This is a genomic window from Motilimonas thetidivivens (genome assembly GCF_046452435.1).
GTDB lineage: Bacteria > Pseudomonadota > Gammaproteobacteria > Enterobacterales > CBDFNC01 > Motilimonas.
The window spans coordinates 23189-49698 of record NZ_JBKFDK010000022.1; the positions used below are offsets into that span (position 1 = coordinate 23189).

The 26510-nt window shown below is 44.7% G+C and carries 22 protein-coding genes; 14 read left to right on the top strand and 8 right to left on the bottom strand.

Annotated elements, in window-relative coordinates:
• Positions 1 to 280: 280 nt before the first annotated feature.
• From ACK8OT_RS15175 to ACK8OT_RS15200, 6 genes are all read left to right on the top strand, one after another.
• A complete protein-coding gene (locus ACK8OT_RS15175) occupies positions 281 to 634 on the top strand; it encodes an HIT domain-containing protein (protein WP_410197363.1) in 354 nt (117 codons plus the stop codon).
• 3 nt (positions 635 to 637) lie between these two features.
• Positions 638 to 2059, top strand: a complete 1422-nt coding sequence (locus ACK8OT_RS15180) for a COG3014 family protein (RefSeq protein WP_410197364.1) — start codon at positions 638 to 640, stop codon at positions 2057 to 2059.
• Between the two features lie 22 nt (positions 2060 to 2081).
• Positions 2082 to 2489, top strand: coding sequence for a YcfL family putative periplasmic lipoprotein (locus tag ACK8OT_RS15185; RefSeq protein WP_410197365.1), 408 nt, complete (start codon positions 2082 to 2084; stop codon positions 2487 to 2489).
• A gap of 11 nt (positions 2490 to 2500) precedes the next feature.
• On the top strand, positions 2501 to 3097 hold the full coding sequence (gene lpoB / locus ACK8OT_RS15190) for a penicillin-binding protein activator LpoB (protein WP_410197366.1): 597 nt from the start codon (positions 2501 to 2503) through the stop codon (positions 3095 to 3097).
• Positions 3098 to 3330: 233 nt separating this feature from the next.
• Positions 3331 to 3882, top strand: a complete 552-nt coding sequence (gene ycfP, locus ACK8OT_RS15195) for an alpha/beta hydrolase YcfP (RefSeq protein ID WP_410197367.1) — start codon at positions 3331 to 3333, stop codon at positions 3880 to 3882.
• A 70-nt stretch (positions 3883 to 3952) separates the two neighbouring features.
• On the top strand, positions 3953 to 5239 hold the full coding sequence (locus tag ACK8OT_RS15200; RefSeq protein ID WP_410197368.1) for an NAD(P)/FAD-dependent oxidoreductase: 1287 nt from the start codon (positions 3953 to 3955) through the stop codon (positions 5237 to 5239).
• A gap of 37 nt (positions 5240 to 5276) precedes the next feature.
• On the opposite strand, the gene ACK8OT_RS15205 is transcribed toward ACK8OT_RS15200, so the two are convergent.
• On the bottom strand, positions 5277 to 5750 hold the full coding sequence (locus ACK8OT_RS15205; RefSeq protein WP_410197369.1) for a DUF2919 domain-containing protein: 474 nt from the start codon (positions 5748 to 5750) through the stop codon (positions 5277 to 5279).
• A gap of 344 nt (positions 5751 to 6094) precedes the next feature.
• On the opposite strand from ACK8OT_RS15205, the gene ACK8OT_RS15210 reads away from it, so the two are divergent.
• Genes ACK8OT_RS15210 through ACK8OT_RS15220 form a run of 3 tightly spaced genes read left to right on the top strand, consistent with a single transcriptional unit; the run spans position 6095 to position 9691 of the window.
• Positions 6095 to 7063: a hypothetical protein gene (locus tag ACK8OT_RS15210; RefSeq protein ID WP_410197370.1), complete on the top strand. Its 969-nt coding sequence runs from the start codon at positions 6095 to 6097 to the stop codon at positions 7061 to 7063.
• Between the two features lie 13 nt (positions 7064 to 7076).
• On the top strand, positions 7077 to 7976 hold the full coding sequence (locus ACK8OT_RS15215) for a DUF350 domain-containing protein (RefSeq protein ID WP_410197371.1): 900 nt from the start codon (positions 7077 to 7079) through the stop codon (positions 7974 to 7976).
• A 5-nt stretch (positions 7977 to 7981) separates the two neighbouring features.
• Positions 7982 to 9691 (top strand): polyamine aminopropyltransferase, encoded by a 1710-nt coding sequence (locus ACK8OT_RS15220; protein WP_410197372.1) that lies wholly within the window; start codon positions 7982 to 7984, stop codon positions 9689 to 9691.
• Between the two features lie 30 nt (positions 9692 to 9721).
• Here the strand turns inward: ACK8OT_RS15220 and ACK8OT_RS15225 are convergent, their stop codons facing one another.
• The 5 genes from ACK8OT_RS15225 to ACK8OT_RS15245 all read right to left on the bottom strand — a co-directional run bounded on the left by ACK8OT_RS15225 (position 9722) and on the right by ACK8OT_RS15245 (position 16999).
• Positions 9722 to 10273: a hypothetical protein gene (locus tag ACK8OT_RS15225; RefSeq protein WP_410197373.1), complete on the bottom strand. Its 552-nt coding sequence runs from the start codon at positions 10271 to 10273 to the stop codon at positions 9722 to 9724.
• 91 nt (positions 10274 to 10364) lie between these two features.
• Complete coding sequence (locus tag ACK8OT_RS15230; protein ID WP_410197374.1) at positions 10365 to 11918, bottom strand: sensor histidine kinase; 1554 nt, start codon at positions 11916 to 11918, stop codon at positions 10365 to 10367.
• Positions 11919 to 12259: 341 nt separating this feature from the next.
• Complete coding sequence (locus tag ACK8OT_RS15235) at positions 12260 to 12952, bottom strand: CsiV family protein (protein WP_410197375.1); 693 nt, start codon at positions 12950 to 12952, stop codon at positions 12260 to 12262.
• Between the two features lie 9 nt (positions 12953 to 12961).
• Positions 12962 to 16423 (bottom strand): transcription-repair coupling factor, encoded by a 3462-nt coding sequence (gene mfd / locus ACK8OT_RS15240; RefSeq protein ID WP_410197376.1) that lies wholly within the window; start codon positions 16421 to 16423, stop codon positions 12962 to 12964.
• Between the two features lie 3 nt (positions 16424 to 16426).
• On the bottom strand, positions 16427 to 16999 hold the full coding sequence (locus ACK8OT_RS15245) for a PilZ domain-containing protein (protein ID WP_410197377.1): 573 nt from the start codon (positions 16997 to 16999) through the stop codon (positions 16427 to 16429).
• 85 nt (positions 17000 to 17084) lie between these two features.
• Here ACK8OT_RS15245 and ACK8OT_RS15250 point away from each other — a divergent pair, with 85 nt between their 5' ends.
• From ACK8OT_RS15250 to lolE, 3 genes are read left to right on the top strand one after another with little or no spacing between them, the layout of a single operon-like run.
• Positions 17085 to 18302: a lipoprotein-releasing ABC transporter permease subunit gene (locus ACK8OT_RS15250; RefSeq protein WP_410197378.1), complete on the top strand. Its 1218-nt coding sequence runs from the start codon at positions 17085 to 17087 to the stop codon at positions 18300 to 18302.
• The gene (lolD, locus tag ACK8OT_RS15255; protein ID WP_410197379.1) at positions 18295 to 18999 is read left to right on the top strand and encodes a lipoprotein-releasing ABC transporter ATP-binding protein LolD; all 705 of its coding nucleotides are present in this window, start codon (positions 18295 to 18297) and stop codon (positions 18997 to 18999) included. The genes ACK8OT_RS15250 and lolD overlap by 8 nt, the downstream gene beginning before the upstream one ends.
• Position 19000: 1 nt before the next feature.
• Positions 19001 to 20233: a lipoprotein-releasing ABC transporter permease subunit LolE gene (gene lolE / locus ACK8OT_RS15260; protein WP_410197380.1), complete on the top strand. Its 1233-nt coding sequence runs from the start codon at positions 19001 to 19003 to the stop codon at positions 20231 to 20233.
• A gap of 337 nt (positions 20234 to 20570) precedes the next feature.
• On the opposite strand, the gene ACK8OT_RS15265 is transcribed toward lolE, so the two are convergent.
• Entirely contained in the window at positions 20571 to 21590 is a 1020-nt protein-coding gene (locus ACK8OT_RS15265; RefSeq protein ID WP_410197381.1) for a porin, read from the bottom strand.
• A gap of 301 nt (positions 21591 to 21891) precedes the next feature.
• Positions 21892 to 22416, bottom strand: a complete 525-nt coding sequence (locus ACK8OT_RS15270) for a DUF2062 domain-containing protein (protein ID WP_410197382.1) — start codon at positions 22414 to 22416, stop codon at positions 21892 to 21894.
• Between the two features lie 33 nt (positions 22417 to 22449).
• On the opposite strand from ACK8OT_RS15270, the gene ACK8OT_RS15275 reads away from it, so the two are divergent.
• A complete protein-coding gene (locus ACK8OT_RS15275) occupies positions 22450 to 24726 on the top strand; it encodes a DNA internalization-related competence protein ComEC/Rec2 (protein ID WP_410197383.1) in 2277 nt (758 codons plus the stop codon).
• Positions 24727 to 24761: 35 nt separating this feature from the next.
• Entirely contained in the window at positions 24762 to 26510 is a 1749-nt protein-coding gene (gene msbA, locus ACK8OT_RS15280; RefSeq protein WP_410197384.1) for a lipid A ABC transporter ATP-binding protein/permease MsbA, read from the top strand.

Sequence of the window (26510 nt, forward strand, 5' to 3'; positions counted from 1 at the left end):
AAACATTAGTTTAGCTGGATTTTTTGATAAATTTGGCCTGGCTCACCCTTTGTTGCGTTTTTTTGCCAGAAACAGTCATGTACGCCAATAGGTTTAAAGTTGAAATTATCACTAGAACTAATAGTTAACACCTCAAGGTTTAGGCATTAAGGTCAAAATGCTCTAAATAAATCGCGCTATGTCTTGCATAACACGGACTTATAAAATGATGCGTTTCGATTTTGCTTCTGTCATTATATGCGCTTAATCACATTGGTTTATCAATTATCAGGAGCGCATCATGGCTGAAGAAACGATTTTCAGTAAGATTATTCGTCAAGAAATACCCACCCCACTGCTTTACCAAGATGATTTAGTCACTGCTTTTAACGATATCGCCCCTAAGGCGAAAGTACATATTCTAATTGTGCCAAATCAATTAATTCCAACTGCCAATGATATTGAACCCGAGCACGAGCAAGTCATAGGGCGGATGTACACTGTGGCTAAACGATTAGCCAAAGAGCAAGGCATTGATGAATCTGGCTATCGTTTGATCATGAATTGCAATGAGCACGGTGGCCAGGAGGTTTATCATATTCATTTGCACCTGTTAGGTGGTGAGCCGGTTGGGCCTCTGGTGTCAAAGAAATAAACTATGCGATTGTTTCGTCTTGTTTTTACCCTCGTTGTTGCGGGGGGACTAGCGGGCTGTAGTTCCACTAGTCTGCGCAATTTGTTTATTCCTTACAACGAACAGATGCAGCCCGCACGAACCTTAGTTGCGCAAGGCCAATTTAGCCAAGCTGCAGCTTTGATAGAAGTGGAAGAGCCCAACCAACATAATTACGTGTTGTCGCAGTTAGAGCAAGGGCGCGCTTTTTTTCTTGCGGGTGATTATCGGCAAAGTTTAGCCAGCTTTAAAGCCGCTGATGAAGTCATTAAAACCGATGATAAAGCCGCCGAATACCGCCTATCACAAGGGTTGAACCAGCTTGGCACCGCCATTACCAATGATAATTTACTGCGCTATGAATTGCCCTTGTATGAGCGCGTTTTTCTCCATCATTATTTAATTTTAAATTACCTTGCCTTGGGTCAATATGAAAGTGCGCTGGTTGAGGTGCGCAGAGCCAACTTAGCTCAGCAAAAAGCCCTTGATGAACATAGCGACGAATTACGCGCCGTGCTGGAAGATGCCAATGAACAAGGCATTGCAGCCGATATGGATGCTGCCCTTAATGGTTATCCAGATATGTCAGGGTTAGTCGGTGAGGTGCAACAGGGGTATCAAAATGGCTATACCTTTGTTCTTTCTGCTTTGGCTTACGAGGGGGCAGGTGAGTATAACTCTGCCTACATTGATTATAAAAGAGCATTGCAGCTCACCCCGCATAACCCATTTATACAACAGCGAGTGTGGCAACTTGCGCAGCAGCTTGATATGCAAGATGACCTCGCTATTTTCAAGGCAGCATTTTCAACGACCATCACTCAAGCACCTGCAATAAGCGATACTCGGGTTATATTATTAGTCGAGCAAGGCTTAGTCCCTGCCAAACAGCAGATGCATTTGCCCGTGCCAATCCGTTCAAGTGATGGCTATTATGGCGTTTTTAATGTGGCGTTACCCGTCTATCCTAATGACTATGTCGAAACCAGTGGGCTAATCAGTTATAACGGTGCGCCCGTTCAACCATCACTGATTGCTCACGTTTTTCCCCTTGCCGCTAAACAATTGCAACAAGACTTGCCGGCGATTTTAGTACGCCAGGCAATTCGTACATTCAGCAAAGAAATGATGCGTCAACAAATGGCAAAGGAGGGAGGTGATTGGGGTAATGTTTTGGCCAATCTCTACAATATTGCCACAGAAACAGCTGATACTCGCAGCTGGAGTTTGTTGCCCAACTCGATTGGGGTCGCTGAGCTGGCAGTGGATTCGGAGTCAGTGCAGTTTAATATTCAACAAGGCATAAACTATAAAACTATCAATTTGTTGGTAACAAAAGGTAAAATCAACCTAGTTTGGGTTTCACTGCAAGGACAAGGGATTGCGACTCAAGTATTCTCGTTATAATGACAGCTACGGAGTGATGTAAATGACGACGTTGAAGTTAGTGCTAGTAATGATTTTCTTTGCTGGATTAACAGCTTGTATGCAAATGCCCACGACGGGGATAGGCATCGATGACATGAACCTACAGGCTAAGGTGAAAATAGATAATCGCGCTCTTGCTGATAAACTTGAGTTAAGTGATGTTAGAACAAAGCGCAGTAATGACTTTTTGGTAGTTCAAGCCCGAGTTGCAAACCTGTATCCTTACCAGCAGACGTTACAATATAAGTTTTATTGGTTTGACCAATACGGCTTTGAGGTTGAGCAACAAGGCCAACCTTGGTTACCTTTAACTTTACACGGTGGGCAAGTTGCTCATATTCAGGGGGTGGCGCCTAACTCTGCTGCCCAAAATGTGCATGTGTATATTCGTGAAGTATTGAAAAAATAAGGCTTTTCAAAATGAAAAAAACACTAATGGCGGTTTCTTTAGGCTTGGCCGCATTGACCTTGTCAGGTTGTTCTAACCAAATTAGTTACGGTGATGCCACTGAAGTTGAAACCACTGAGATCGGCTTTGGCTCAACGGATTTGCAAAAAATCGCTCAAGAGATGACCGATGACATGCTGACGTTCCCTGCTATTGTGGCCTTAACCGCCAATGAGCGTCCTGTTGTATATGTTGAGCGAATTAAGAATAAAACCACAGAGCACATAGATACAGAATCTATATCAGATACCATTTCGACTAATCTACTTCGTTCTGGCAAATTCCGCTTTGTGGATATGGGGCGTGTTGAAGCGGTTAGGCAGCAACTGGAGTTTCAAAATGACGCAGGCATGGTTGATCCGACTACCGCGATTTCTTTTGGTAAGCAAATCGGTGCGCAATATATGCTGTATGGTAACTTGTCGAGCATAGTGAAAGATAATGGCAAGAAAAAAGATGTGTATTATAAATTCACGATGCGCCTGATGGATCTTCAAACCGGTATTATCGAATGGGCTGACGAAACCGAGATCCGTAAACAAGAGCAGCGTAAAAAATTCGGCCTGTAATGTTATTTTTGATGCCCGCTTAGCGGGCATTGTTATTTTTGGTGCAATGAAATTCACACAAGAAGCCGTCTGATGGTTTCTTGAACAGCCATGGCGATTAATGTGAAGTTAGTGCAGCAAAGCCACAAATTGCAATTGACCTCAGTATTGATTGGGGTAAATTGATAGGTATTCAAACAGATAAAGGCTAAGCTCACACAGATGAGTAAATTAAGCCAGCATAGGAGAGGTTTATGATTATCTATCTACACGGGTTTGATGCAACTAGCCCGGGTAATCATGAAAAAGTGATGCAATTGAAGTTTATCGACGATGATGTACGTTTTGTGCATTACAGTACGATCCATCCGCGCATGGACATGAGCCATCTATTAAAGGAAGTGCACAAGCATATTCAAAATTGCGATGATCCTGAGCCACTTATTTGTGGAGTAGGCTTAGGCGGTTATTGGAGTGAGCGCATCGGTTTTCTGTGTGGTATTAGGCAAGTCGTGTTTAATCCTAACCTACATCCAGAAGACAACATGGTCGGAAAAATTGAGTGGCCAGAAGAGTACACGGACATTGACAGTAAATGTGTTTCTGATTTTCGTAATAAAAATTCAGGAAAATGCCTATGTATCCTTTCAACTGGTGATGAAGTGTTGGATAATAGTAAATCTGAAACGGAACTGAAAGATTATTACGAAATCGTGTGGGATGAACAACAAAAACACAAGTTCCGAGATATCTCCCACCATTTACAAACAATAAAGAAATTTAAAGCTCAGGGAAGCCTCGCTTAAGTCTGATTACTCTACTAGGACTCAATAGTGCAGCCCTTGTTGCTGTTTTTGATTTCACTGGAGTATTATCATGACCAAGATCATTGTTGTTGGTGGTGGTGCGGGCGGATTGGAGCTTGCCACCAAGTTAGGTCGTAAGTTAGGCCGTAGTAAAAAAGCGCATATCACCCTCGTAGATAAAAATCGCACTCACCTTTGGAAGCCCTTGCTGCACGAAGTCGCAGCAGGCTCTTTGGACGATGGGGTTGATGCGTTAAGCTATCGCGCTCATGCCAAAAATCACGGCTTTTATTTCCAACTCGGCGCCTTATCGGCCATCTCTCGTGAGCAAAAAAGCATTACGTTAGCGGCCATGTATGATGAAGAGGGCAAAGAAGTATTAAGCGAGCGTAAGCTTGATTATGATATCTTGGTGATGGCGCTGGGAAGCGTCAGTAATGACTTTAATACGCCTGGCGTTAAAGAGCACTGTATTTTCCTCGACAGTCCTGAGCAAGCCCACAAATTCCACCATAAAATGCTCAATAAATTTCTACAGTTGGGTGAAAAACAAACCGCAGCGGTTAGCGTGGCGATTGTTGGTGCAGGCGCAACGGGAGTTGAATTATCTGCTGAGTTATACAATTCACTCAAACAAGTTAAAAGCTACGGTTTTGATGATATGTCGGCAAGTGACTTACATGTCACCTTAGTTGAAGCCGGCGACAAAATACTCCCTGCCTTACCCGTGCGCATTTCCAGCGCCGCGCATCATGAACTTTCACAGCTAGGCGTTGATGTACGTACTGCGACCATGGTGACTCAAGCGACCGAAAAAGGGCTGCTGACAAAATCGGGTGAGTTGATCGAGGCTGACTTAATGGTATGGGCTGCAGGCATTAAAGCTCCTGATTTTATGAAGGATATTGCTGGGCTTGAAACAAACCGCGCGAATCAATTGGTAGTAAAACCTAATTTACAAACCTCTCGTGATGAACACATCTATGCGCTTGGTGACTGTGCTGCTTGCACCTTAGCGGATGGCAAACAAGTGCCACCTCGTGCTCAGTCAGCACATCAAATGGCCAGCTGTGTTTATGAAAACATTCTTGCTCGCCTGAAAGGTAAAGCGGAAAAAGACTATGTTTACAAAGATCATGGCTCTTTGGTGTCGTTAAGCCAATTCAGTACGGTTGGTAGTTTAATGGGGAACTTAATGCGTGGCTCTATGATGGTAGAGGGCCGTATGGCGCGTTTAGTTTATGTTTCTCTTTATCGCATGCACCAAATCGCGCTGCACGGTTATTTTAAAACCGCGCTGATGACAGTGGTAGGACGCATCAATCGCGTATTGAGACCGAGACTAAAACTGCATTAGTCCTCGATGAATCCAGTGTGATTTAAAAATACCTGCTTTATGCAGGTATTTTTTTGCCTATGTGGTAATTGTTGAAGGCATCACTGAGGCGTTGACTTTTCAGGGTGTAGATCAAGATCCAGCAAACAATCACGAGCTGGATGGCGTTGGCCCATGAAAATGAATAATGATGCTGACTGATGCCATTGAGTAAAAATGCCAGATCGATACTCGCACAGGCGAACAAGATGGCTTTGCCTTTATGCCAAAGGGGAGCAATCCATTTATTATGTTTGCGGTGAGCGATGAGAAATAGCAGCACCGCTAGTGTGCCACTGATTAAGCCAAGGAAAAAATGGGTTTTTAACGGGTAAAACAGCGCCATGATTTTGCTGCCGTCAGGCCGTATGGTTGCAGACATGATCCAAACCACCCAAGTGCGAGCAAGAAAAAACAAGCTGAGGTAAAACCACACGGGGGGCTTTAGGTCACCTGCATTGTCATATTCAGAGATTGGGTATAAACGTCGCATTGCGGATATCCTTATACATCTTGCCGCGAGTGTTGTTTCTATATGAGGCTGAACGCTGCCGTTTTCAAGGCGCAAATGTGACAGCTGAGCTGATCAAGATATCTCGCTAAGGAGCAAGGTAATATTCCTACTAATTAATGCCATAACATCACCTTGCTGGCTTTATCTTCGTGGGACGTTTAAAAATTTTTGTATTTATCGCATTATGTTTGAACAAGTAACTCATTTTTATGTTAATTTTATCTGTCGTTAAGTATGGTATCTAACCTTGTTAGTAAAACCGAGTGGTGCAAAAAAATGCAGATAACCGCACTTGGTTTTGGCCACAATGCTGGGAGTATTCAATGAGCCATCCTAAGGTGGGCAGTTTCTTGTTTTTATGCTTGATATTTTTGCTATCAGGCTGCAGCGATCCATTAGCCGAAGCGATTGACGCAAACAGTCGGGTTGCTAAGTTGCGCATGGACACATTAGCCAGTGAATTAGACGCTGGACAAATTCGTAACGCCACATTACTAAAGCAATATGCCTTGCTGTTAAAGCAGCAAAAGCCAGACTACGCGCCATTAATCGATGAGCTAGCTAAAGATGCGACGACCCAAGGCCCGATGTATAAGGGTTTACAAAAGCGTCTTAATGACGCACTAAATTCACCCGATAGTTTTGTCTCGCGCGATGAACAATTAGCTGAACTAGAAAATATAGTTGAAGCGGCTAACCCCGATTTATTTAATGATGCCTTATCAGATCCGGTTAATGTGTTAGCTGATATGTCCGAAGGCAAGCTTGCCCGGGTCAATGCCGTTAGCAAAGCTGCAAGTATGCAAGCCAACGGAGCGGAAGACTTTGGTGATGGCAGCCAATTAATTGGTAATCCAAACTACGGCCAATGGTCACAAAATAGTAACGGTGTGTCTTTTTGGGAATGGTATGGCATGTATGCGCTGTTCTCAAATTTAACCCGGCCAGTGATGTATGATTCTTGGTCGCGCAGCCGTGATTACAGTTATTACAATGACTATGGTCGCTCGCGTTATACCAGCCCGAAACAGTATAAAACTCAAGAGCAACAGGTTACTCGCAGCAAGAAGCAGTTTGGTAATAACAACAGTAAATTTAATAGCCCCTATGCGAAAAGCCGTACAGGTAGCAGTCAGGTATCCAGTGCCAGTCAAAAAGCCAAAGCAAGCTCTCAATTTGCAAGTCGCTCGAGCTATGCAACTAAATCAACCAGTACCCGCTCTAATACGACCAATAGTAGTTTTAGAACTAATCGCAACACCAGTTCGCGCAGCCCACGACGTGGTAAATAAGGAAAGGTAATTAATGAACGCCATCAGTCCTATTTTAGAATTTAACCCCGAGTTACTTGTTTATCTCGCGATTGATGTAATTATTGCTATTTTGCTGTTGAGCACCATGCGTTATGTCATGGGGATCACAGGCAAAGTAAACACAACACAAGAGCTATCGCGGCGAGATAACTTTGCCTATGGCATTAGTATGGCCGGAAGTGTGTTGGCAATGGGTATTGTATTGACCGGTGCCATTACAGGTGAAAGTGCAAATAACTACTTAAATGAAGTGATTGGCATGTCTGCTTATGGTCTGGTTGGCTTATTACTGATTAAAGCGGGACGCTGGGTGCATGATAAATTTTCACTTAATCAGTTCCACAAGTCACAATTAATTTTGGAGCGCAATAAAGCCGTTGCTATTACCGATGCTGCGAGTGCAATAGCCACTGCTATTATTGTAAGAGCCGTGCTGATTTGGGTTGAAGGGTTTGATTTTGACACATTTATTGCCATTTTTGTTGGCTGGTTAATAAGTCAGTTTATTCTCGTTCTAGTATCATGGATCCGCGAACGACGCTTTAACCGCAGTAATGTTGCAGGATTTCAGCAAGCCTTGGTACAAGGCAATGTTGCCTTAGCCGTGCGCTACAGCGGTCATTTGATTGGAACCGCCATTGCCGTAACAGCGGCGAGTCACTTTATCATTTATGATCCTCAATACTTGGTTACCGGCTTGTTATCTTGGTTGGCTATCAGTTTGGTGATGATGATATTGCTCAAGGTGTTGGCGACGATAGCCAAACGCATCGTGTTAATGAATATCCCTCGAGAGATTGAAATAGAGCAGCAGCATAATGTTGGTGTAGCGGCGATTGAATTTGCTATCAATATCTCTATCGCGCTGGTACTTAGTGCATTAATGGCTTAACTGTTATGTTTAAAACTTGGCGTAGCAACCCTAGGTTGCTACTCGATGACTGCTTGTTAATTTCTATCATGGCAGTCCTTGCGGCTTGTGGTCTAATCTACGAATACCTGCTGTCTCATTACAGTGCCCGTGTACTTGGTAGCATGGAAACCGTTATCTATGCCATGATAGGCATTATGATAGTGGCCATGGGGTTAGGCGCTTTTGCCGCCAAAAAGATTGCTGATCCCTATTTGGGGTTTGCTTGGCTGGAGGTCTCAGTCGCTTTACTTGGTTGCAGTGCCACGGTCGTTTTAGCCAGCTTAATTGGCTTTACCCAGTACTTGCCACAAGTGATTGCAGACACCTTTAGTATTCCGCAAGACATGCTTCCCCTTGGTGGGGTCTATGCCAGTTTAGTTAAGCTAAGTTTGTTTATGCCATATGTTTTTGGCTTTGTGCTTGGCTTTTTGATTGGTATGGAAATTCCACTTATTGCCCGAATTCGTGAAGATGTTTATGGTAAGCATCTGTCTAATAATGTGGGTACCATCTATGGCGCAGATTATATTGGTGCGGGTGTGGGCGCTGCGATCTGGGTGCTGCTTATGTTGCGTATCGAGATCAATCAAGCTGCGGCGTTAACCGCCAGTTTAAACCTGATAGCTGGGGTTATTTTCTTTGTTCGTTTTCGCCGTCAAATTAAAGCTAAGCTATGGCTGGTGGTGAGCCATATTGGCTTGGCGATGATGGTGTATTTGGTGTTTGTCTTTGGCGGACAGTGGTCTAATCAGATGCAAGATTTATTGTATCTCGACAAGGTTGTACATCAACAGCAAACGCGGTTTCAGAATTTAGTGTTCACCCGTCGTGATATGTCAGGAAATCTGCCCTCGGTTTACAGTTTTTATATTAATGGTCGCTTGCAATTTTCTAGCGCCGATGAGCATATCTATCATCAAATGTTAGTGCATCCAGCCATGGCCGCATCGGCTCGCCATGATAAGGTGCTGATTATTGGTGGTGGTGATGGTTTAGCGTTAAGAGAAGTGCTTAAGTGGCCTGTCGAAGACGTTACCTTAGTGGATTTGGATGATGAGTTGGTGGCGTTATTTCGACAACCCGAAACCCGTCTTGCTGAGCCTTTAACTGAAGTGGTGCGAACATTAACCCAAGATTCGTTTAACGATCAACGGGTGAATGTTATTAACAATGATGCCTTTGTTGAACTAGACACCTTCCTCGGCCAAGGCCAGCTATTTGATACCATCATAGTGGACTTGCCTGATCCCAGTCATCCCGACTTAAACAAGCTCTATAGTAAATATTTCTACGCCCGATTAAGTCAGCTTTTATACGGAGATGGGGCCATGGTAGTGCAATCCACATCGCCGTATCATGCCAAGCAAGCCTTTATCTCCATCGGTAAAACCATTCAGGCAGCGGGATTTGCCCATGTTGAGCAATACCAACAGAATGTGCCTAGCTTTGGTCAATGGGGGTGGAGTATTGCCACGAAAATGGGAGCTACGCCAAGTGAAAGAGTCGCTCAACGAGATCCGTTTTTACCGGTTCAATTAGATTGGCTAAATCGAGAGGTCTTTTTTGCCGCATTGGTTTTTCCCGCTCAGTTTTATCAAGGCAGCGAAAACGTTAAAGTGAATGAACTTGGCACACATACCTTGTATCAATATCATCATCAAGCTTGGCAAGCTGAATTGGGTTTATCCCAATAAACACTTAAAAAGTAAACACTGAAAAAGCGGCTAAAAATAGATAGAGCCGTAATGATAAACCTGATAGTGGGTTCGATTGCCTAGCCAATGGCGCAATTGTTTAAATAAGTTACGTGGTGACTTAGTAATATCGATGTCGGTGACATCGATAAGCTCCAAGGCTTGGTGCAGTTCATTGACGGGCCAAGCGCCCATGCTGGTTTTTAGTTGTTTATCTACTAACAAATCAATGCAGGGAGCCCACGCAATCAGCTCATCAAGCAAGCGCTGTAATTGCTCAAAGTTCTGCTTTTTGTTTTCGCTGACCAGAACAATAATCTTTTGATTGGTGGTTTTGCTCAGCTGTTTTATCCAAGAAAGTTCATTCAAATTACCGTTTATCACTTGTCCGGAGCTAAGACGCTCTTTACCTTTAATATTAATATCTAACCATTTCACCGTCTCAGGTAAGGGTAAATTAAAGCGATGTTTGGTGAAATTTAGCACCATAGCTTCGGGGTAGTTATCGATCAGTTTTGCAACGGTTTGGCACAAGGTAACGGATTTTAGCTTTTTTCTGGATAAGGTGTTCAATTGACGCATGCTCTCTCAATATCTTAAATACATAGAAAATATAGGTGTATTCAGAGAACCTGTTGTTAAGTTTTTGTGACACTTTAATTAACTCAGTGATTTATTCTGCTTGCTCAGGCTCAAGCGAGGGCAGAGAGATACGGTAGCCTAGCCCGTGCGGACTGACGTTAAATACTTCAATTTCTCCGGCTAACCTTTGTTTGATCAATTCTTTAACCATGTTTAGGCCAAGGCCTGAGCCGCCCAAGGCTTTTTGCGTGGTAAAAAATGGAGAGAACATTTTCTCTTGTACTTCCTGTTCAACTCCACAGCCATTATCTTCATAGGTAATCAAAAACTGTTGTTGATTGACTTGTACGTGCAGTTTAATGATGCCATCTCGTTGGTCTTTGAAGCCATGGCGAATAGAGTTAAGTACTAAATTGGTAAATACTTGGCTTAGAAAGCTGGGATGCGTGTTGATGCTCAGTGTGTCATCTATATCTAGCTGATATTTGACATTGGCTTTTTTCAACTCTGGGCTCAAGCTGATAAAAAGACAATTGAAAAAATCTAGAAAATTAATTACTTGATACTCATCCTGACATTGATTGATGGTCATGTCTTTAAAGCTTTTGACTAATAGGGCAGCTTGTCGCAAATTATTCTCAATGATGTTACTACTTTCATCAACCTGATTAATGTAATGGCTGATTTCTGAACGTTTAATACTATTCTGTTTCACCTTTTCCTTGATTTTTACACTTTCCTCACTGAGGTAGGTGACAGCTGTGAGAGCGATACCTAATGGATTATTGATATCGTGCGCTATGCCTGCCACTAAGGTTGAGGCTGTTAACGCGCCTTGGTATTTGATTAACTCGGCTTGGGTTTCTTGCAATGAATTAAGGGCACTGTTTAAGGCATCGGTTCTTTGGAATACCCGTGTCTCAAGCTCAAGGTTGAGCTCTTTTAATTCACCGCTGGCTTGGCGAAAGTTTTGCTCACTGGCCATCAGCTCTGCTTGGGTTTGCTCTAAGGTATCAAGCATGATATCCATTGCCGTGCCAAGGCGAGCAAGTTCATCATCCCCTGAAATGCCTACTCGGCGATGCAGATTGCCTTGAGTAATGTCTTTTGCGGTATTGAGCAACTTGGTTACATTCTGCTGGGTGCGACGATAATTCAACAAGGCACAGATCATCATCAAGGCGATAAATGGCAAGATGATCACGGTAATTTCTTTGCGCACTCTGGCGGCTTGTTGTTCAAGGTGATCTAAGTCATTGGGGATAGTGATGTAAGCTGCAATATCGTTAAGTTGCCAATTACTGCGTTGATCGATACGAGTTTGATTATGACATTGCCAGCAATCTGCTTCGGTTAACCGAATAGGTTGGACTAACCGCGTTTGCTGCGTTTGATTATCGCCATGCCATTCAAAAAAAGGACTGTTTGGGTTGCTGGCAAAATAGTTGTTGGCATCTGAAACTAATGGATTTTCACGCTGATGAACTGGAAATATCTGTATTTCAGATGCAATAGCTTGGTCCTTAGCACCGTGAAACCCATGATAGGAAAAGTGATCCTTTTGCTCAGAGTCAGTCCCTTGGCCAATGAGGTATTGCTCTAACTTGTGTAAGGTATTGACCTGATCTTGCTTTTGTAAAGACATAGCCAACTCTGGTACCCAAAATACCAAAAGCAAAATCATGACCACAACGGCAAGGGCTGTGGGCAACAAAAGTTTGATAAGAAGCCTAGTCTGATATCGTTGCAAGAGCGTTAATTATGGGTTGTATTTCCTTGAGTATAGGAAAGATTAGGTTAATTGAAAGTGGCGGGGGATTTAGCCAATCATTAGTCAGAGAGAACGGGGTAAAAGGGGGTAATTAAGCGTTTAGAAGATGAAAGTGAAGATGGCGTGCGATAGAGTACGGGAGTTACTTAAAGTGATAATCGCCAAGTTAAGTGCTTAACTCTTAACTCTTAACTCTTAACTTGGCGTATTGGCGTTTAGGCTTTATCAATTCTAACTAATATGCCCATTAAGGGATGATCTAAATAGTAGGTTTTGCCAAGTCCTACCGAACGCCGATGTTTTACTGGGTATTCTTTTACCCCTTCATCTTGTGTCGCCAAGGTGGCAATGCCTTGATAAGTAGGGGCATCGCGCAGCGCTAACTCGGTTTCCAGGATCAGTTGTTGATCTTGATATAAGGTTATCAATCCATCTAACTCAAACAATGAGCCCAAGGTATCGATGCCGACCATGCTTGAGCTTAACTGGTATTGCTTTTGATAATTTTGCCCTGCTATCAGCCTAACGGATGGCGTACCTTGAGCGGCTACTTCAACAGACCAAGCTAGATGTATTAAGGGCGAAAAAGCAAGATGACGAGTTAGCCTTTTCATTTCAGTGTTTAACTTAAAATCACTTGCAGGTAGCAGGCCTACTTGCTCAAAAGACGCAGCTACCTGAGCACCATCGATAGTGATGGGTAGTTTGTCTGTTGGCAGCAAGCTGCCAAGCAAATTAATGCCTTGGTTACTTTTAGCAAGCGGCAGGCGATAATTAAATTGCTCAGGGATTGATTGCTCTGATTCATAATACTTAAACGCAATTAATTCAACTTTATAGCGCTCGCTGGCGGCCACATTTATGCTGCTCAGCATGACTAATAAAGCCAATATCAAACGACTCAACATTTTGCTCCTTTAGAGGGTATTTTCTGAGAACGCAGTTAACATAGTTTCAACCAACTTAATTCGCTCACTGCGCTCTGGCGCAGGGATGGTAAAGCGTAAGCGCGTTGGCCCTTCCAGCCGATATATGTTTGGCTGATTTTGCAGTAACGATATCAGATATGTCGGATTTAGCTTAGTTTTTTCTGCGAAATCTATGTAACCACCGGCCCCATTGGCTTCAATTTTGTTGATGCCTAACGCGGATGCCGCAAGTTTAAATTCGGCAATTTTCAGCAGATGCTTGCTTGGCTCGGGTAATAAGCCAAAGCGGTCAATCAGCTCTATTTGTAAATCATCTAATTGATCTTTACTGCTGCAACTGGCGATGCGCTTGTACAAAGATAGGCGCATGTTGACATCACCTATATAGTCCTCGGGTAACAGCGCTGGCAAACGCAGTTCAATCTCAGTTTGCTGATTGAGCAGTTGGGTTAGATCTGGCTCTTTACCTTCGCGAAGCGCAGCAACCGCTTGCTCGAGCATCTCCATGTACAAACTAAAACCAATAGAATGAATTTGACCACTTTGTTCATCGCCTAATAATTCACCGGCACCGCGGATCTCCAAATCATGGGTAGCCAAGGTAAAGCCTGCGCCCAGCGCTTCAAGGGACGCGATGGCATCAAGGCGCTTTTGCGCGTCTTTACTCATTAACTTTTTATGGGGCGTTAATAAATAAGCATAGGCTTGGTGATGAGAGCGACCCACGCGGCCGCGCAGTTGATGCAGCTGAGCCAAACCTAGGTTATCGGCGCGATCGATGATCATGGTGTTGGCGCTAGGTACATCAATACCGGTTTCTATGATGGTCGTACACACCAAAATGTTGTAGCGCTGGTGATAAAAATCGGACATCACCTTTTCTAATTCACGCTCACGCATTTGACCATGGCCCACGATGATCCTCGCTTCCGGGACTAGCTCGGCAAGCTCAGCGGCGGTTTTTTCTATGGTATCGACCGAGTTATGCAAGAAGTACACTTGACCACCACGCATAATTTCACGGGTGATAGCTTCTTTGATTAGCGCGTCATCGCGTTGGCGCACAAAGGTTTTCACCGCTAAACGTTTGGCGGGCGGGGTGGCGATAATAGATAAATCGCGCATGCCACTCATGGCCATATTCAAGGTACGAGGGATGGGCGTGGCGGTCAGCGTCAAAATATCAATATTGGCTCGCAATGCCTTGATTTTTTCTTTTTGACGTACCCCAAAGCGATGCTCTTCATCGACAATAAGTAGGCCAAGATCGCTGAAATTAATATCGCCTCCCAGCAATTTATGGGTGCCGATTAGGATATCCACCTTGCCTTCTTGTAAGCGTTTGAGCACTTCTTTTTGCTCTTTCGCGGTTTTAAAGCGCGACATAACCTCGACTTCAACCGGCCAATCGGCAAAGCGGTCTTTAAAGTTTTCGTAGTGTTGTTGCGCGAGCAGGGTGGTGGGCACAAGAACGGCGACTTGCTTACCGCCATTGACCGCCACAAAGGCCGCTCGCATGGCGACTTCGGTTTTACCAAAACCAACATCACCACAAACTAATCTGTCCATGGCTTTAGGCTGAGACATGTCAGCAAGGACAGCATCAATGGCATTGATTTGGTCATCGGTTTCTTCAAATGGGAAGTCGGCCGAGAAACTGGCGTATTGGCCTTTGTCGATAGCAAAGGCATAGCCGGGTTTAACTTCACGATTGGCATAAACGTTAAGCAACTCTGCGGCAACATCACGTACTTTTTCAGCGGCGCGGCGTTTAGCTTTAGACCAAGTTTCTCCGCCGAGCTTATGAATATGGGCAGTGTCGTCATCGCCGCCGCTATAGCGGCTAATGAGATGTAAGGCGGTTACGGGCACATACAGTTTGTCACCGCCGGCATATTCTAAGGTCAAATATTCCGTTGCCATGCCGCCAATATCTAAGGTTTGCAAGCCTTGATAGCGACCTATACCGTGATCCAGATGCACCACAGCTTGACCTATGGCCAATTCGGCAAGGTTGCGGATCAGGGCATCGCTGTTCACCGTGCGTTTAGTGTCTTTACGACGGCGTTGTACGACGCGATCGCCGAGTAACTCGGTTTCACAAATAAAGGCGAGTTTTGCCTCGCTCATCATAAAGCTGCGACTGACGTCACCCACAATCAAGCCCAGATCGGCTTTGCTTTGGCAAAATTGAGCAATGCTATCAAACTGTTTAGGTTTAAGTTTTACCTTATCTAACAGGCTAAGTAAGGTTTCGCGACGGCCTTGAGATTCTACGCAAAATAGGGCTTTACCGGCAAAGCTGTTAAGAAAATCCGTTAACGGGGCTAAAGGCTGTGCTTGATTATGGACAACAGCGATATTTGGCAGCGCGGTTGTGGCGGCGTTGACTACACCGGCTTTGCTGTCATCGAGTGGCGACGTAGATAAAAACAGTCTCGGGTATTGTTTTAGCTGGCTAAAGCATTCTTCAGTTCGTAAATACAGCTCTGCTGGTGGCAGTAGTGGGCGCTGTATATCATGGCGACGATTTTCATAACGCTGGCTTACATCGTTCAAAAAATGACTGGTGGCCTGCTCAATATCACCCACCACGGCAATCGCCATGGTAGGGGGTAAATAATCAAAAAGACTGGCTGTTTGCTCAAAAAATAGCGGTAAGTAGTATTCGATCCCCGCAGGGAAGGTGCCTTTAGACACTTGTTGGTAAACAGATTCGGCTTCACGGCTGGCATTAAAGCGCTCGCGGTATTGACTACGAAAACGTTCAATGGCCGCCTTATCGGTCGGAAATTCGCGCGCGGGGAGCAGCTCAATGGCTTTTACCGTGTTGGTGCTGCGCTGGGTTTCCGGATCAAATTCCTTGATGGTTTCAATTTCATCGTCGAAATAATCCAAACGATAAGGCTGATTGGCTCCCATGGGAAACAAGTCAAACACCGCGCCGCGGGCACTGTATTCACCGTGCTCCATGACTTGCTCAACTTGATAATAGCCAGCTTGCTCAAGCTGTTGACGCAGGCTTTGTATGCTGCGTTGCTCACCGGTTTGAATTAATAAACTGTGCTGGTTTAAATAGCTAGCAGGTGCACAGCGTAGCAATAAGGTGCTAACAGGAACAATCAGCACCCCTGTGGTCATTTGCGGTAAACGATACAGGGTGGTTAAGCGGGTTGAGATAATGTCCTGATGGGGGGAAAAACTGTCATAGGGTAAGGTTTCCCAATCCGGCAGGCTCAGTACGCTTTTTTGTCCTTGTAAAAAGAAGTTCACTTCTTGTTCAAGACGCAGCGCACTAGGGGTATCTGCAACCAGTAACATCACCATGCCACTGTGTTGCAAAGCAAATTCAGCGGCAGCTAAGGCAAGACTTGAGCCGTGTAATTGGCCAAGGTAACGTTTGTCACCCGCTTTACTCAGCGCGGGTAGCGAAAGGAGAGAGCTTGTCATGCGTTAGTTTTGTTCCTGCTGACGCAATTCGGCGCGTCGCTTTAGTTGTTTCGATTGAATATGAAGGCTGGCTCTAATTAATAGATCACGATCGGTTTCGCGAATACTCACAAATTGCATGTCGATTTCGTGTCCTTGCTCAAGTTGGCGGCAGCCGCTGACCTGACCATAACAAAAAACCGCGGAGGCTTCATCGACTAAAAATATTTTCATGGTGGCCACTTGTGCGATGGGCCAAGGCTCGCTGTGAACAAAGCGGATGCCACCGCCGCCAAATGCACTGGTGTGATGGCGCAGCGCTGGATCATCGTCTTGTGCCATCATATGACAAAGTAACATATTGATTTTTTTAGATTGCAAGGTCAAATAGTTGACCAAATCTTGGGTCTGTTCGCCAAGTTGATTTAAGAAACGCAACGAATTGGCATCGACTTGTGCTATCTCAGACGCGATTTGAAATGAGGCCGGCATATGGGCGACAAGCTCATCGGCATCCGGTATTGGGGTACCTGTTGGCAAAGGTTCAATGTTTATGGTGAGGGGATGTGTCACGCTAAAATAGGATTCTGTGTCCATTAATCAGTTTGCCCTTGTATCGATACCTGTATTCCCTTTATTATCCTTTATCTTTGTGCTTTCGCAAGCTATTGAATAGACACTTATGTTTTATCCACTCAGCCTCTTTATTGGGCTTAGATACACCAAGGCTAAACGCAGCAACGGGTTTGTTTCGTTTGTTTCGCTGTTTTCAACAGGCGGTATTTTACTGGGCGTGATGTCCTTGATCATTGTGCTGTCGGTGATGAACGGCTTTGAGGCCAAGCAAAAAAAGCGCATTCTTGATGCGATCCCCCATGCGGTTATGTCCAATCAAACTCAGTCGGTGGCAAATTGGCAACAAGTGGCGAGCAGCTTACCTGATATTGAAGGTGTGCAAACCATTATTCCCATGGCCAATGTTGAAGCCTTAGTACAAACCTCAACCCAGCTTCGCGCCGTTGAAATTCAGGGCTTATACCCCAACTTGTGGTTACCGCAAACCTTACTGTCATCACTTCATCTGGGCGATCTTAATGATCTTCAGGCCGGCCAATATCGGGTATTAATTGGCAGTGAATTAGCGCAGATGTTGAATGTTGGCTTAAATGATAAGTTACGGCTGATCTCGACCCGAGGCTCTTCGTTTACCCCGTTAGGGCGCATGCCAAGTCAGCGTAATTTTGTGGTTGCGGGCATTTTTACCCTTGGCTCCGAGGCCGATCTTAATCAGGTGTTTGTCCATGGCGACGATGCTACCCGCTTGATGCGCTTACCGGTCGGAGAAGTCACGGGACTGCGTTTTATTTTGGATGATCCATTCAATTTGCAAGGCGTCAGTAACACACCATTACCAACGGGGTTCCAGTTAACCGATTGGCGCAGCAGTCACGGTCAATTCTTTGCCGCTATTAAGATGGAAAAGAGCATGATTGGCATGTTGTTATGCCTGATTGTTGCTGTCGCTGCCTTTAATATTTTGTCTTCTTCGGTCATGTTAGTGACGGATAAAGAAGGCGAAGTGGCTATTTTGAAAACCTTGGGCATGCATAACCGCTCAATCATTGGCATCTTCATGGTACAAGGCGCTTGGAGCGGCATATTAGGGGCGATTTTTGGCGCTGTCTTAGGCCTTGCAGGGGCTTACTTTATCAATGATATTATGGCCTTGTTGGGTTTAAATCTATATGCCGCAGTGGGTGGTCAACTTCCAGTTTTATTTGATGTTTGGCAAGTTTGCCAGATTATTTTCGGGGCGATGGCGCTCAGCCTAATTGCAACATTTTATCCAGCATGGCGGGCGGCTCAAGTAAACCCCGCCGAGGCACTCAGATATGAATAATTACTTACTCAGTTGTCGAAATATCACCAAACAATACCGTGATGGTGATGTGGTCACGCCGGTATTGCATGGCGTTAATTTAGATGTTCAAGCCGGCGAGTTATTGGCGATTGTGGGCAGCTCGGGCTCGGGTAAAAGTACCTTGTTACATTTGTTAGGTGCATTAGACACAGTGACCAGTGGCGAGGTGCTGTTTAACGGCCAAGATATTCACCAAATGAGCGCTAAGCAACAGGCTAATTTACGCAATCAAGAAATGGGTTTTGTGTATCAATTTCATCACTTAATGGGCGAGTTTAGCGCCATTGAAAATGTCATGATGCCACTATTGATTGCAAAAACACCGGTTAAGCAAGCCAAGCAACAAGCACAAAAAATGCTGGAAAAAGTGGGGTTAGGTCATCGGGTTGAACATCGCCCCGCTGAATTATCGGGCGGTGAGCGCCAGCGTGTGGCCATTGCCAGAGCCTTAATCAATCAGCCAGCCATTTTACTGGCCGATGAGCCAACTGGAAACTTGGATGCGCAAAGCGCGGAGAACATTTATCAGTTGATGCGCGAGCTAAACCAAAGTTTGAATACGGCTTTTGTGGTGGTTACCCATGATCTTAAGTTAGCTAACCAATTAGATCGCCAGCTACATATGCGAGATGGGCAGTTAGAAGGCGCTTTAACCTCAACCAAGCAAGAGGCCTAAGGTGATATCTTTATCTGCTTTTATTGGCTTACGTTACAGTCGAGCCAAGCAAAAAAACCGCTTTATTTCATTTATTTCGTTATCTTCACTTATCGGTATCATGCTTGGCGTGGCGGTGTTGATCATCGGCGTGTCGGCCATGAACGGGTTTGAACGAGAATTGCGTGAGCGGATCTTATCTGTTATTCCCCATGGTGAGATTGAAGCTGCAAAAGGTGCGTTTAGTGCTTGGCCAGAGTTAGTTAGGCGGGTTGAGCAAGATCGTCAAGTGCTAGCGGCCGCGCCGTATATTAATGTGACCGGGCTATTGCAAAAAGGCAACACCATGAAAGGCGTTGCACTGCGTGCAATTGAGCCTGAGTTAGAAGATAAGGTGACCAATATGTCACGCTACATTAGCGCTGAGGGCTGGCAGCGTTTATCCGAACCCGGTCAACATCTGGTGCTGGGTAAAGGCATCGCCGATAAATTAGGCCTTAAGGTCAATGATACCGTGACCTTGTTATTGCCTAATTTAGCTCAAAGCACTAAGTTGGCCGCCCCCAAACGCGTTAACTTTACCTTAGTGGGTATTTTGCAAATGGGTGGGCAACTCGATCACAGTCTTGGTTTTATGTCCTTAGCCACGGGGGAGTCGCTCACCGCGGGGGTGAATGGTATCGCCTTTAAAACCGATGATGTTATGGATGCCGTAACCATTACTCGCCGGGTTGCCTTTGATACCGGGCTGCTGGTGTATATTAAACCTTGGGTATTTACTCAAGGCAATGTCTATCAAGATATTCAACTTGTTAAAGCACTAATGTATGTCATTTTATTTTTAGTGGTCGCCGTGGCTTGCTTTAATATTGTTTCGACCTTGGTGATGGCGGTTAACGAGAAAAAGGGAGACATTGCTATTTTGCAAACCATGGGCGCTAGTAATTCCTTGCTGCGCAATGTGTTTATTGTGCAAGGTTTGTTAAATGGAATAGTCGGTGCGCTGCTTGGGGTTATTCTTGGGCTGTTGGTCGCGCTGAATCTAACCGAGATTTTTAATCTCGTTGAACAGTTACTGGGTAAAAAGGTGCTGTCGGCGGAGATTTATTTTATTGATTTCATGCCTTCCATGGTTCAAGCCCTTGATGTGGTTATTATCGCTGTGGTTGCGATCATCATGAGTCTATTGGCCACCTTATATCCAGCATGGCGTGCAACTCAAGTGAAACCTGCCCAGCAACTAGGCCATGGATAACCTTGCCACTACTTTCTGCGTAAGCTGTGCTTGGCTTTTATAGCCAAGCCAGTTGTAATCTAGTTTCCACTGAATCAGCCGATGAAGCTGGTTTCTTAGCTTCAATTTAACGTTAATCGATAGAGCATTTAACAACCGACGAGACGCTTACTACTTCGCCGAGATTGCTTGCTAGGATAGTCTTTAGGCCGGAGCTTGCTGCAGGAAGAGGTGAGGTTAGCTATAGAGTGAGAGTGGGCTGACTTCTAGGCTCAACCAGACCCTGATAATTAGGCAAAAAAAATCCTGCCGAAGCAGGATTTTACTAAGTCAATTGATTATGACTAATCAAGTTAGCTTAGAACTTGTAAACAGCAGCAAGGGCTAGGATGTCTTCAGCACCTTTGATTTGGTCAGCTTTGTACTCAGTGTAAACAGCAAATTGCTTGTTAAACTTGTACTGTGCACCAAAAGTGTAGTACTTAACAGTATCTTCGCTCTTAGCACCTTTCTCTTTCGCTTCTTGCCAGTTGTAACCAGCTAGTGCGCTGAAACCGTTACCGAAATCGTAACCTAATGCAGCTTCAACCGCTGTGTAGTCTACGTCTTTGCTTGTTATTTTCTTTTTACCCCAGTCGTCACCGAAAGAGTAAAGCACCGCTGCGTAAATGTTGTTAGCATCGTAGTTGATTGCGAATGCTGTCATTTTTGCATCGCCAGCACTTGAGTCTAAACGCTCACCTTGGTTGTACGCAGCACCGATGTTCACACCAAAGTCAAAACCGTAGGTTGCTGCAATACCGTATGATTGAACAGTATCATTAGTTTGATCTTTTTTATCTTTACCTTCATTAAAGATATCTTGTTCATAGTTGTTATCAGTTTGGAAGTTTGCGTGGATTTCTGCACCACCAAAGCTTACTGCGTATTTTAGCAGCGCATCAGATTTACCTGTACCGAAGGTGTCAGTGCCTGTACCAGAAGCGTCAGCACCGAATTCGTATAGTACGTCTGTGAAATCAGCTACTAGGGTGTAAGCACCGTATTGACGACCGTATGATAGCTCACCGTAAGTTTTATTACCTAGGCCAGCGTAGCCTAGACGTACATCGTTGTCTGAACCACGTGTTGCAGCCCACTCAAGCTCAAAACGAGCGAAAGCATAAGTAGTATCTGTGATTGAAGACTTAGCTTTAGCACCAAGACGGAAGTAGCTTTGATCGCCGTCTTCATCTTTGTCATCAGAGCTGTAGTACATGCCTTGAATTTTGCTGTAAACATCTACACTGTGTGTTTCGTCTTTGTAAACTTGTGCAGCAGAAACTGAGCCAGATGCAAGAGCAGCAAGAATCGCTGAAGTCAATAATGTTTTTTTCACAATAATTCCTTAATTATAGTAGGTGCAAGAATTTAATTAGGCCGAACCAACCTGTTCAGCGCATAATTGCGGGACAAATATAATGATAACGGCAATGATTATCAATTATTTTTATCCCTAATTTTCGATTTGAAGTTTAGTCGAGATTTGTGAATCTAATATTACATTTGTTAACTGGAGTAGGATATAGATCACAAAAATAGATTGATATCGGTAATAAGTCTTAAAAATGTATTTCCAAGATATCATTTTTATCAAACTAGGCTAGCGGTCTACCACCTAGTTTGAACTGGAGGAATGTTTAATTTTTAGGCTTTTTGCGAAACTTACGTTTTGAATGATTGCGAATGACGGAGAGTTTCCAAATCCAATGGACAAGCAAATAGCCTAACCCGGCACTTATCACAGCCATGATGGCGCAGCCGGTCAGCAAAGCGGGACCTATGGTGTTTACTATGTCAAATAACCATTGCCATGAGAGTTCAAAATGCCATTGTTGCACTGGCTCTTGTAAGCAATAGGCGCCCACTAAGTAAGCAAAGTAAAACATCGGCGGCATGGTAAGGGGATTAGAGATCCAGACTAGGGCGACCGATAAAGGTAAGTTGACACGAAACAAGATAGCTAGACCCGCGGCCATGATCATTTGTGATGGCAAAGGTACCCAACACATAAAAAGGCCAACAGCGAACGCGCCCGCCGCAGAGCGACGGTTAAGATGCCAAAGGTTGGCGTCATGAAGCAAATCACCAAAAATTTTTAAATGCTTATGATTCTTTAATGTCTCTGGATTGGGCGTATACCGCTTGATCAGCTTTTTTGGCATATAGTTTACTTATCTAATCTAGGTGTTGAGCAAATGCGCAGAGGATACATTTGTCTTGTTACAGGTATTGCATCTGGCTTGCTGCTGCCCCAGTTGCTTAGTCTGTTTCTCTCTATCCTGTGCATTAGCCTCGCGGGCTTTCTATTCTTTTTTCAGCGCACTCGATGTATCAGCTACTATTTTATTGGGCTTGTTTGGTTTAGTTGTTATGCCCAATGGCAACTAAACTGGTTACCCGAGGAGTTTGCATCGGGGCAAGAACATACCATAGTTGTACAAATTAATTCACTAAATTCACGCCCAACCACGCAAATATATCAAGCTGAGTTGATCTCCATCGATGATTATTCCCCGCTCTTAACGAAAAAAGTGAAATTAACTTGGTATCGCAGTGAGCAAACCTTAGTCAGCGGCCAATTGATACGGGTTAAAGCTAAAATAAAGCCTGTGTGGGGCAGAGCAAATAGTGTCGGCTTTAACCAGCAAGCGTATTTATTTAGCCAGCATATAGGCTATCAAGTTGATATTAAGACGTTATTGAACATTGAGTCCACTCAGCCGTCATTACGGGTGGCATGGCATGAAAAAATTAAGCACTACACCCAAGGGCTAACCCATCAAGGCATGTTGTTAGCACTGGTGTTTGCAGACAAATCAAACTTGGCTTGGCCACTGCGAGTGCAACTTCAGCAAATGGGGTTAGCTCATATTATGGTGATCTCAGGCTTACACATCATGCTGGTAGGAACGGCGATAACGGCATTAGGTTGGGCTAGCCTGACCTTGTTGAATCGGCTAACTGGGCTAAAACTGAATGCCTTAATGATAGCTGGGTTGTTGGGCTTGGGCGCGGCGGCGGCTTATGCTTGGTTGGCGGGTTTTAGCGTGCCTACCCAGCGCGCTTTAATCATGTATGGTGTGGTGGTCGCTACCTTATTGATACAGCGTAAAATCAATCCGTTAGACTCGGTTTTAGTCGCCTTAGTGATGGTTACCTTGTGGGATCCGTTAGCCGTATTAGGGCTGGGATTTTGGCTTTCGTTTGCGGCGGTGATGAGCATTTTTATTATCGCGCGCTTTGTACCTCGGCAAAAGCCCGTGGGTCTGCGCTGGCTGAGCTATTTATTGTTATTCCAATTTGGTTTATGGCTGTTAATGATGCCGTTGCAAATTAGTCAATTTGCGGGTGTTAGTTTGCTATCGGCGATTAATAATGTGTTATTTGTGCCGCTCATGAGCATCATAGTGATCCCCGTTTGCTTATTCACGGCCTTGCTGCTGTTAATGCTGGGTGACGTTGTTGTGCCTGGCTTAATGGCTGTGGAGTGGTTATTAAATACGCTGGTCGGCGTCATACTAAAATGGCCAGCGGCTTGGTTAGAAGTGAGCGCGCCACAGGCTTATTGGTTGTTTGTGATGGCGGCGGGCCTTTGGTTAATTTGGCAATATTATCAATCGGTCTATCATGCAACGGCGGGATATGCCTTCATTTTGGTGGCGATAACAACCCTCATTTGGCAAGGCGGGCGCGCATCATTACCATGGCAAGTTGTGGTACTTGATGTGGGGCAAGGATTAAGTGTCCTTATCGAGAGTCAGGGTGAGTGGTTAGTTTATGACACCGGTTTTGCGTCGGATTCAGGCTTTAGTATCGCCAAAACGGTGCTCATCCCTTATTTGCTCAAACAACAAGTGCATCAGCTAAGTCATTTTGTGGTTAGCCATCAAGATAATGATCATGCGGGTGGCGCAGGTGATATTTTGGCTCAATTTAGCGTTAACCAGGCTTGGCATAATCAAGCCGTTGCACCGTTTAGCTATTGCCAATTTAATCAAGTGATCCAGTTGGGCGCGTTTACTGGGCGCTTTCTGAGTCAAGACGAAAGCCTGGTCGGGCGTAAACGAAATAACACTTCATGTGTGCTGCACCTGGAAACCAAAGGGTTTAGTTTATTACTGCCAGGGGATATTGAAGCAAAAGCGGAAACAGCGCTGCTAGATGGTTTGAAGCTACAAGCGGATGTGTTGCTGGTTCCCCATCATGGCAGTAAAACCTCTTCAACCAGTGACTTCATCGCCAAGGTAAATCCGGCCTATGCTATCGTAAGTGCAGGGCGCTACAATCCGTGGGGACACCCTGACGAAAAGGTGGTTGAACGCTATCAAAGATTAAAGGTGAGGCTATTCAATACTGCAACGGATGGCATGATTTTAATCCAACCGAGCAGTGCAGGCATTGAAATAAAACGGTATCGCCATGATTTAGCACCTTATTGGTTTAACAGAGCGCTTTTACCTTTTGCTCCTTAAAGGTTAAAATGGTTTTTTTTCCCAAAGTAGCCGTTATGACACATACGACAAATTCTTCTCTTGTTACTTTTAAGCGACTCATCTCATATGTAAAAGACAAAAAGCTCGGTATTTTTGGCGGGATTTTGGGGATGCTAGGCTATGCGGCGGTGGACGCTACCTTTATCTATTCGTTAAAACCTTTATTAGATGAAGGGCTTACGGGAAAGAACCCCGATGTACTGACTTTTATGCCGATTTTTGTGTTGATTATTATCTCAGCGCGCGGCTTGGCTGCTTTTTTGAGTAGTTATTGCATGGCTTGGGTCGGTAACCATGTGGTAATGAAGCTGCAGCGGGCGGTGTTTAATCACTTAATGCAAATGCCAGTGGCGTTTTTCGATAAAAATAGCACTGGCGACCTGCTATCTAAAATTACTTATGATTGTAATCAGGTCGCCAATGCCGCCAGTAATTCTTTGGTTAGCATATTCCGCGAAGGGGCCATGGTGGTGGCATTACTGACCATGATGTTTTATCAAAGCTGGCAGTTATCTTTGATCTTTTTTGTTGTTGGCCCTCTGGTTGGCTTTGTGATTAACAAAGTCAGTAAGCGTTTTCGTGGTTTAGGCCATCAGATCCAAGCGGCGATGGGGTCGGTCACCACATCTTCTGAGCAAATGCTTAAAGGGCATAAAGAAGTGCTGATGTTTGGCGGTCAGCAGGTAGAACAAGACAAGTTTGCCCAAGTCAGTAATAAAGTGCGTCGCCAAAATATGAAGATGATTTCGGCGCAGGCTATCAGTGTTCCTGTGATCCAATTTTTAGCCTCAATGGCGTTGGCTTTTGTGTTGTATTTGGCCACCTTCCCACAAGTCATGGACACCTTAACTCCAGGTACTTTTACGCTCATTATCAGTGCTATGTTTGCGCTAATGAAGCCAATCAAAGCCATTACTCAGGTGAATAATGAAATTCAAAAAGGCTTAGCGGCCTGTGATAGCTTGTTTGCCATTTTAGATAGCGATCTCGAAAAAAATAGCGGCACCAAAGCAATCGCTAAGGTCAAAGGGGATATTGAATTTAAGCATGTCCGTTTTGGCTACGATGGCAAAGAAAAATTAGCACTAAATGATGTGAGCTTTACGGTTCCTGCCGGTAAAACAGTCGCGTTAGTGGGCCGCTCCGGCTCGGGTAAGTCCACCATCGCAGCTATCTTAACTCGATTTTACGATGGCATTGAAGGTGAAGTGACTATCGATGGGCAAAGCATTTATGACTTCCCACTGGATAACTTGCGCTCGCAAATGGCTTATGTATCGCAAAAGGTGCATTTGTTCGATGACACCATTGCCAACAATATTGCTTATGCCACAGGGGATAAATATAGCCGCGAACAAATTATCGCAGCAGCGCGCACAGCCAATGCCATGGAGTTTATAGAGCAGTTCCCAGACGGCCTCGATACCATGGTGGGAGAAGATGGGGTGATGCTCTCGGGCGGCCAACGCCAACGTATCGCCATTGCTCGTGCCTTATTACGTGATGCACCGATATTGATTTTGGATGAAGCTACCTCAGCACTGGACACCGAATCTGAACGCCATATTCAATCGGCATTGGAAGCGCTGCAAAAAAACCGCACTTCGATTGTGATTGCTCATCGTTTATCCACCATTGAAAATGCAGATCAAATCTTGGTGGTCGATCAGGGACAAGTTATCGAGCAGGGCACACATCAAACCTTAAGCCAAAAAGACGGGATTTATGCCAACCTACTTAAAATGCAAACCTCGGCTGGTTGA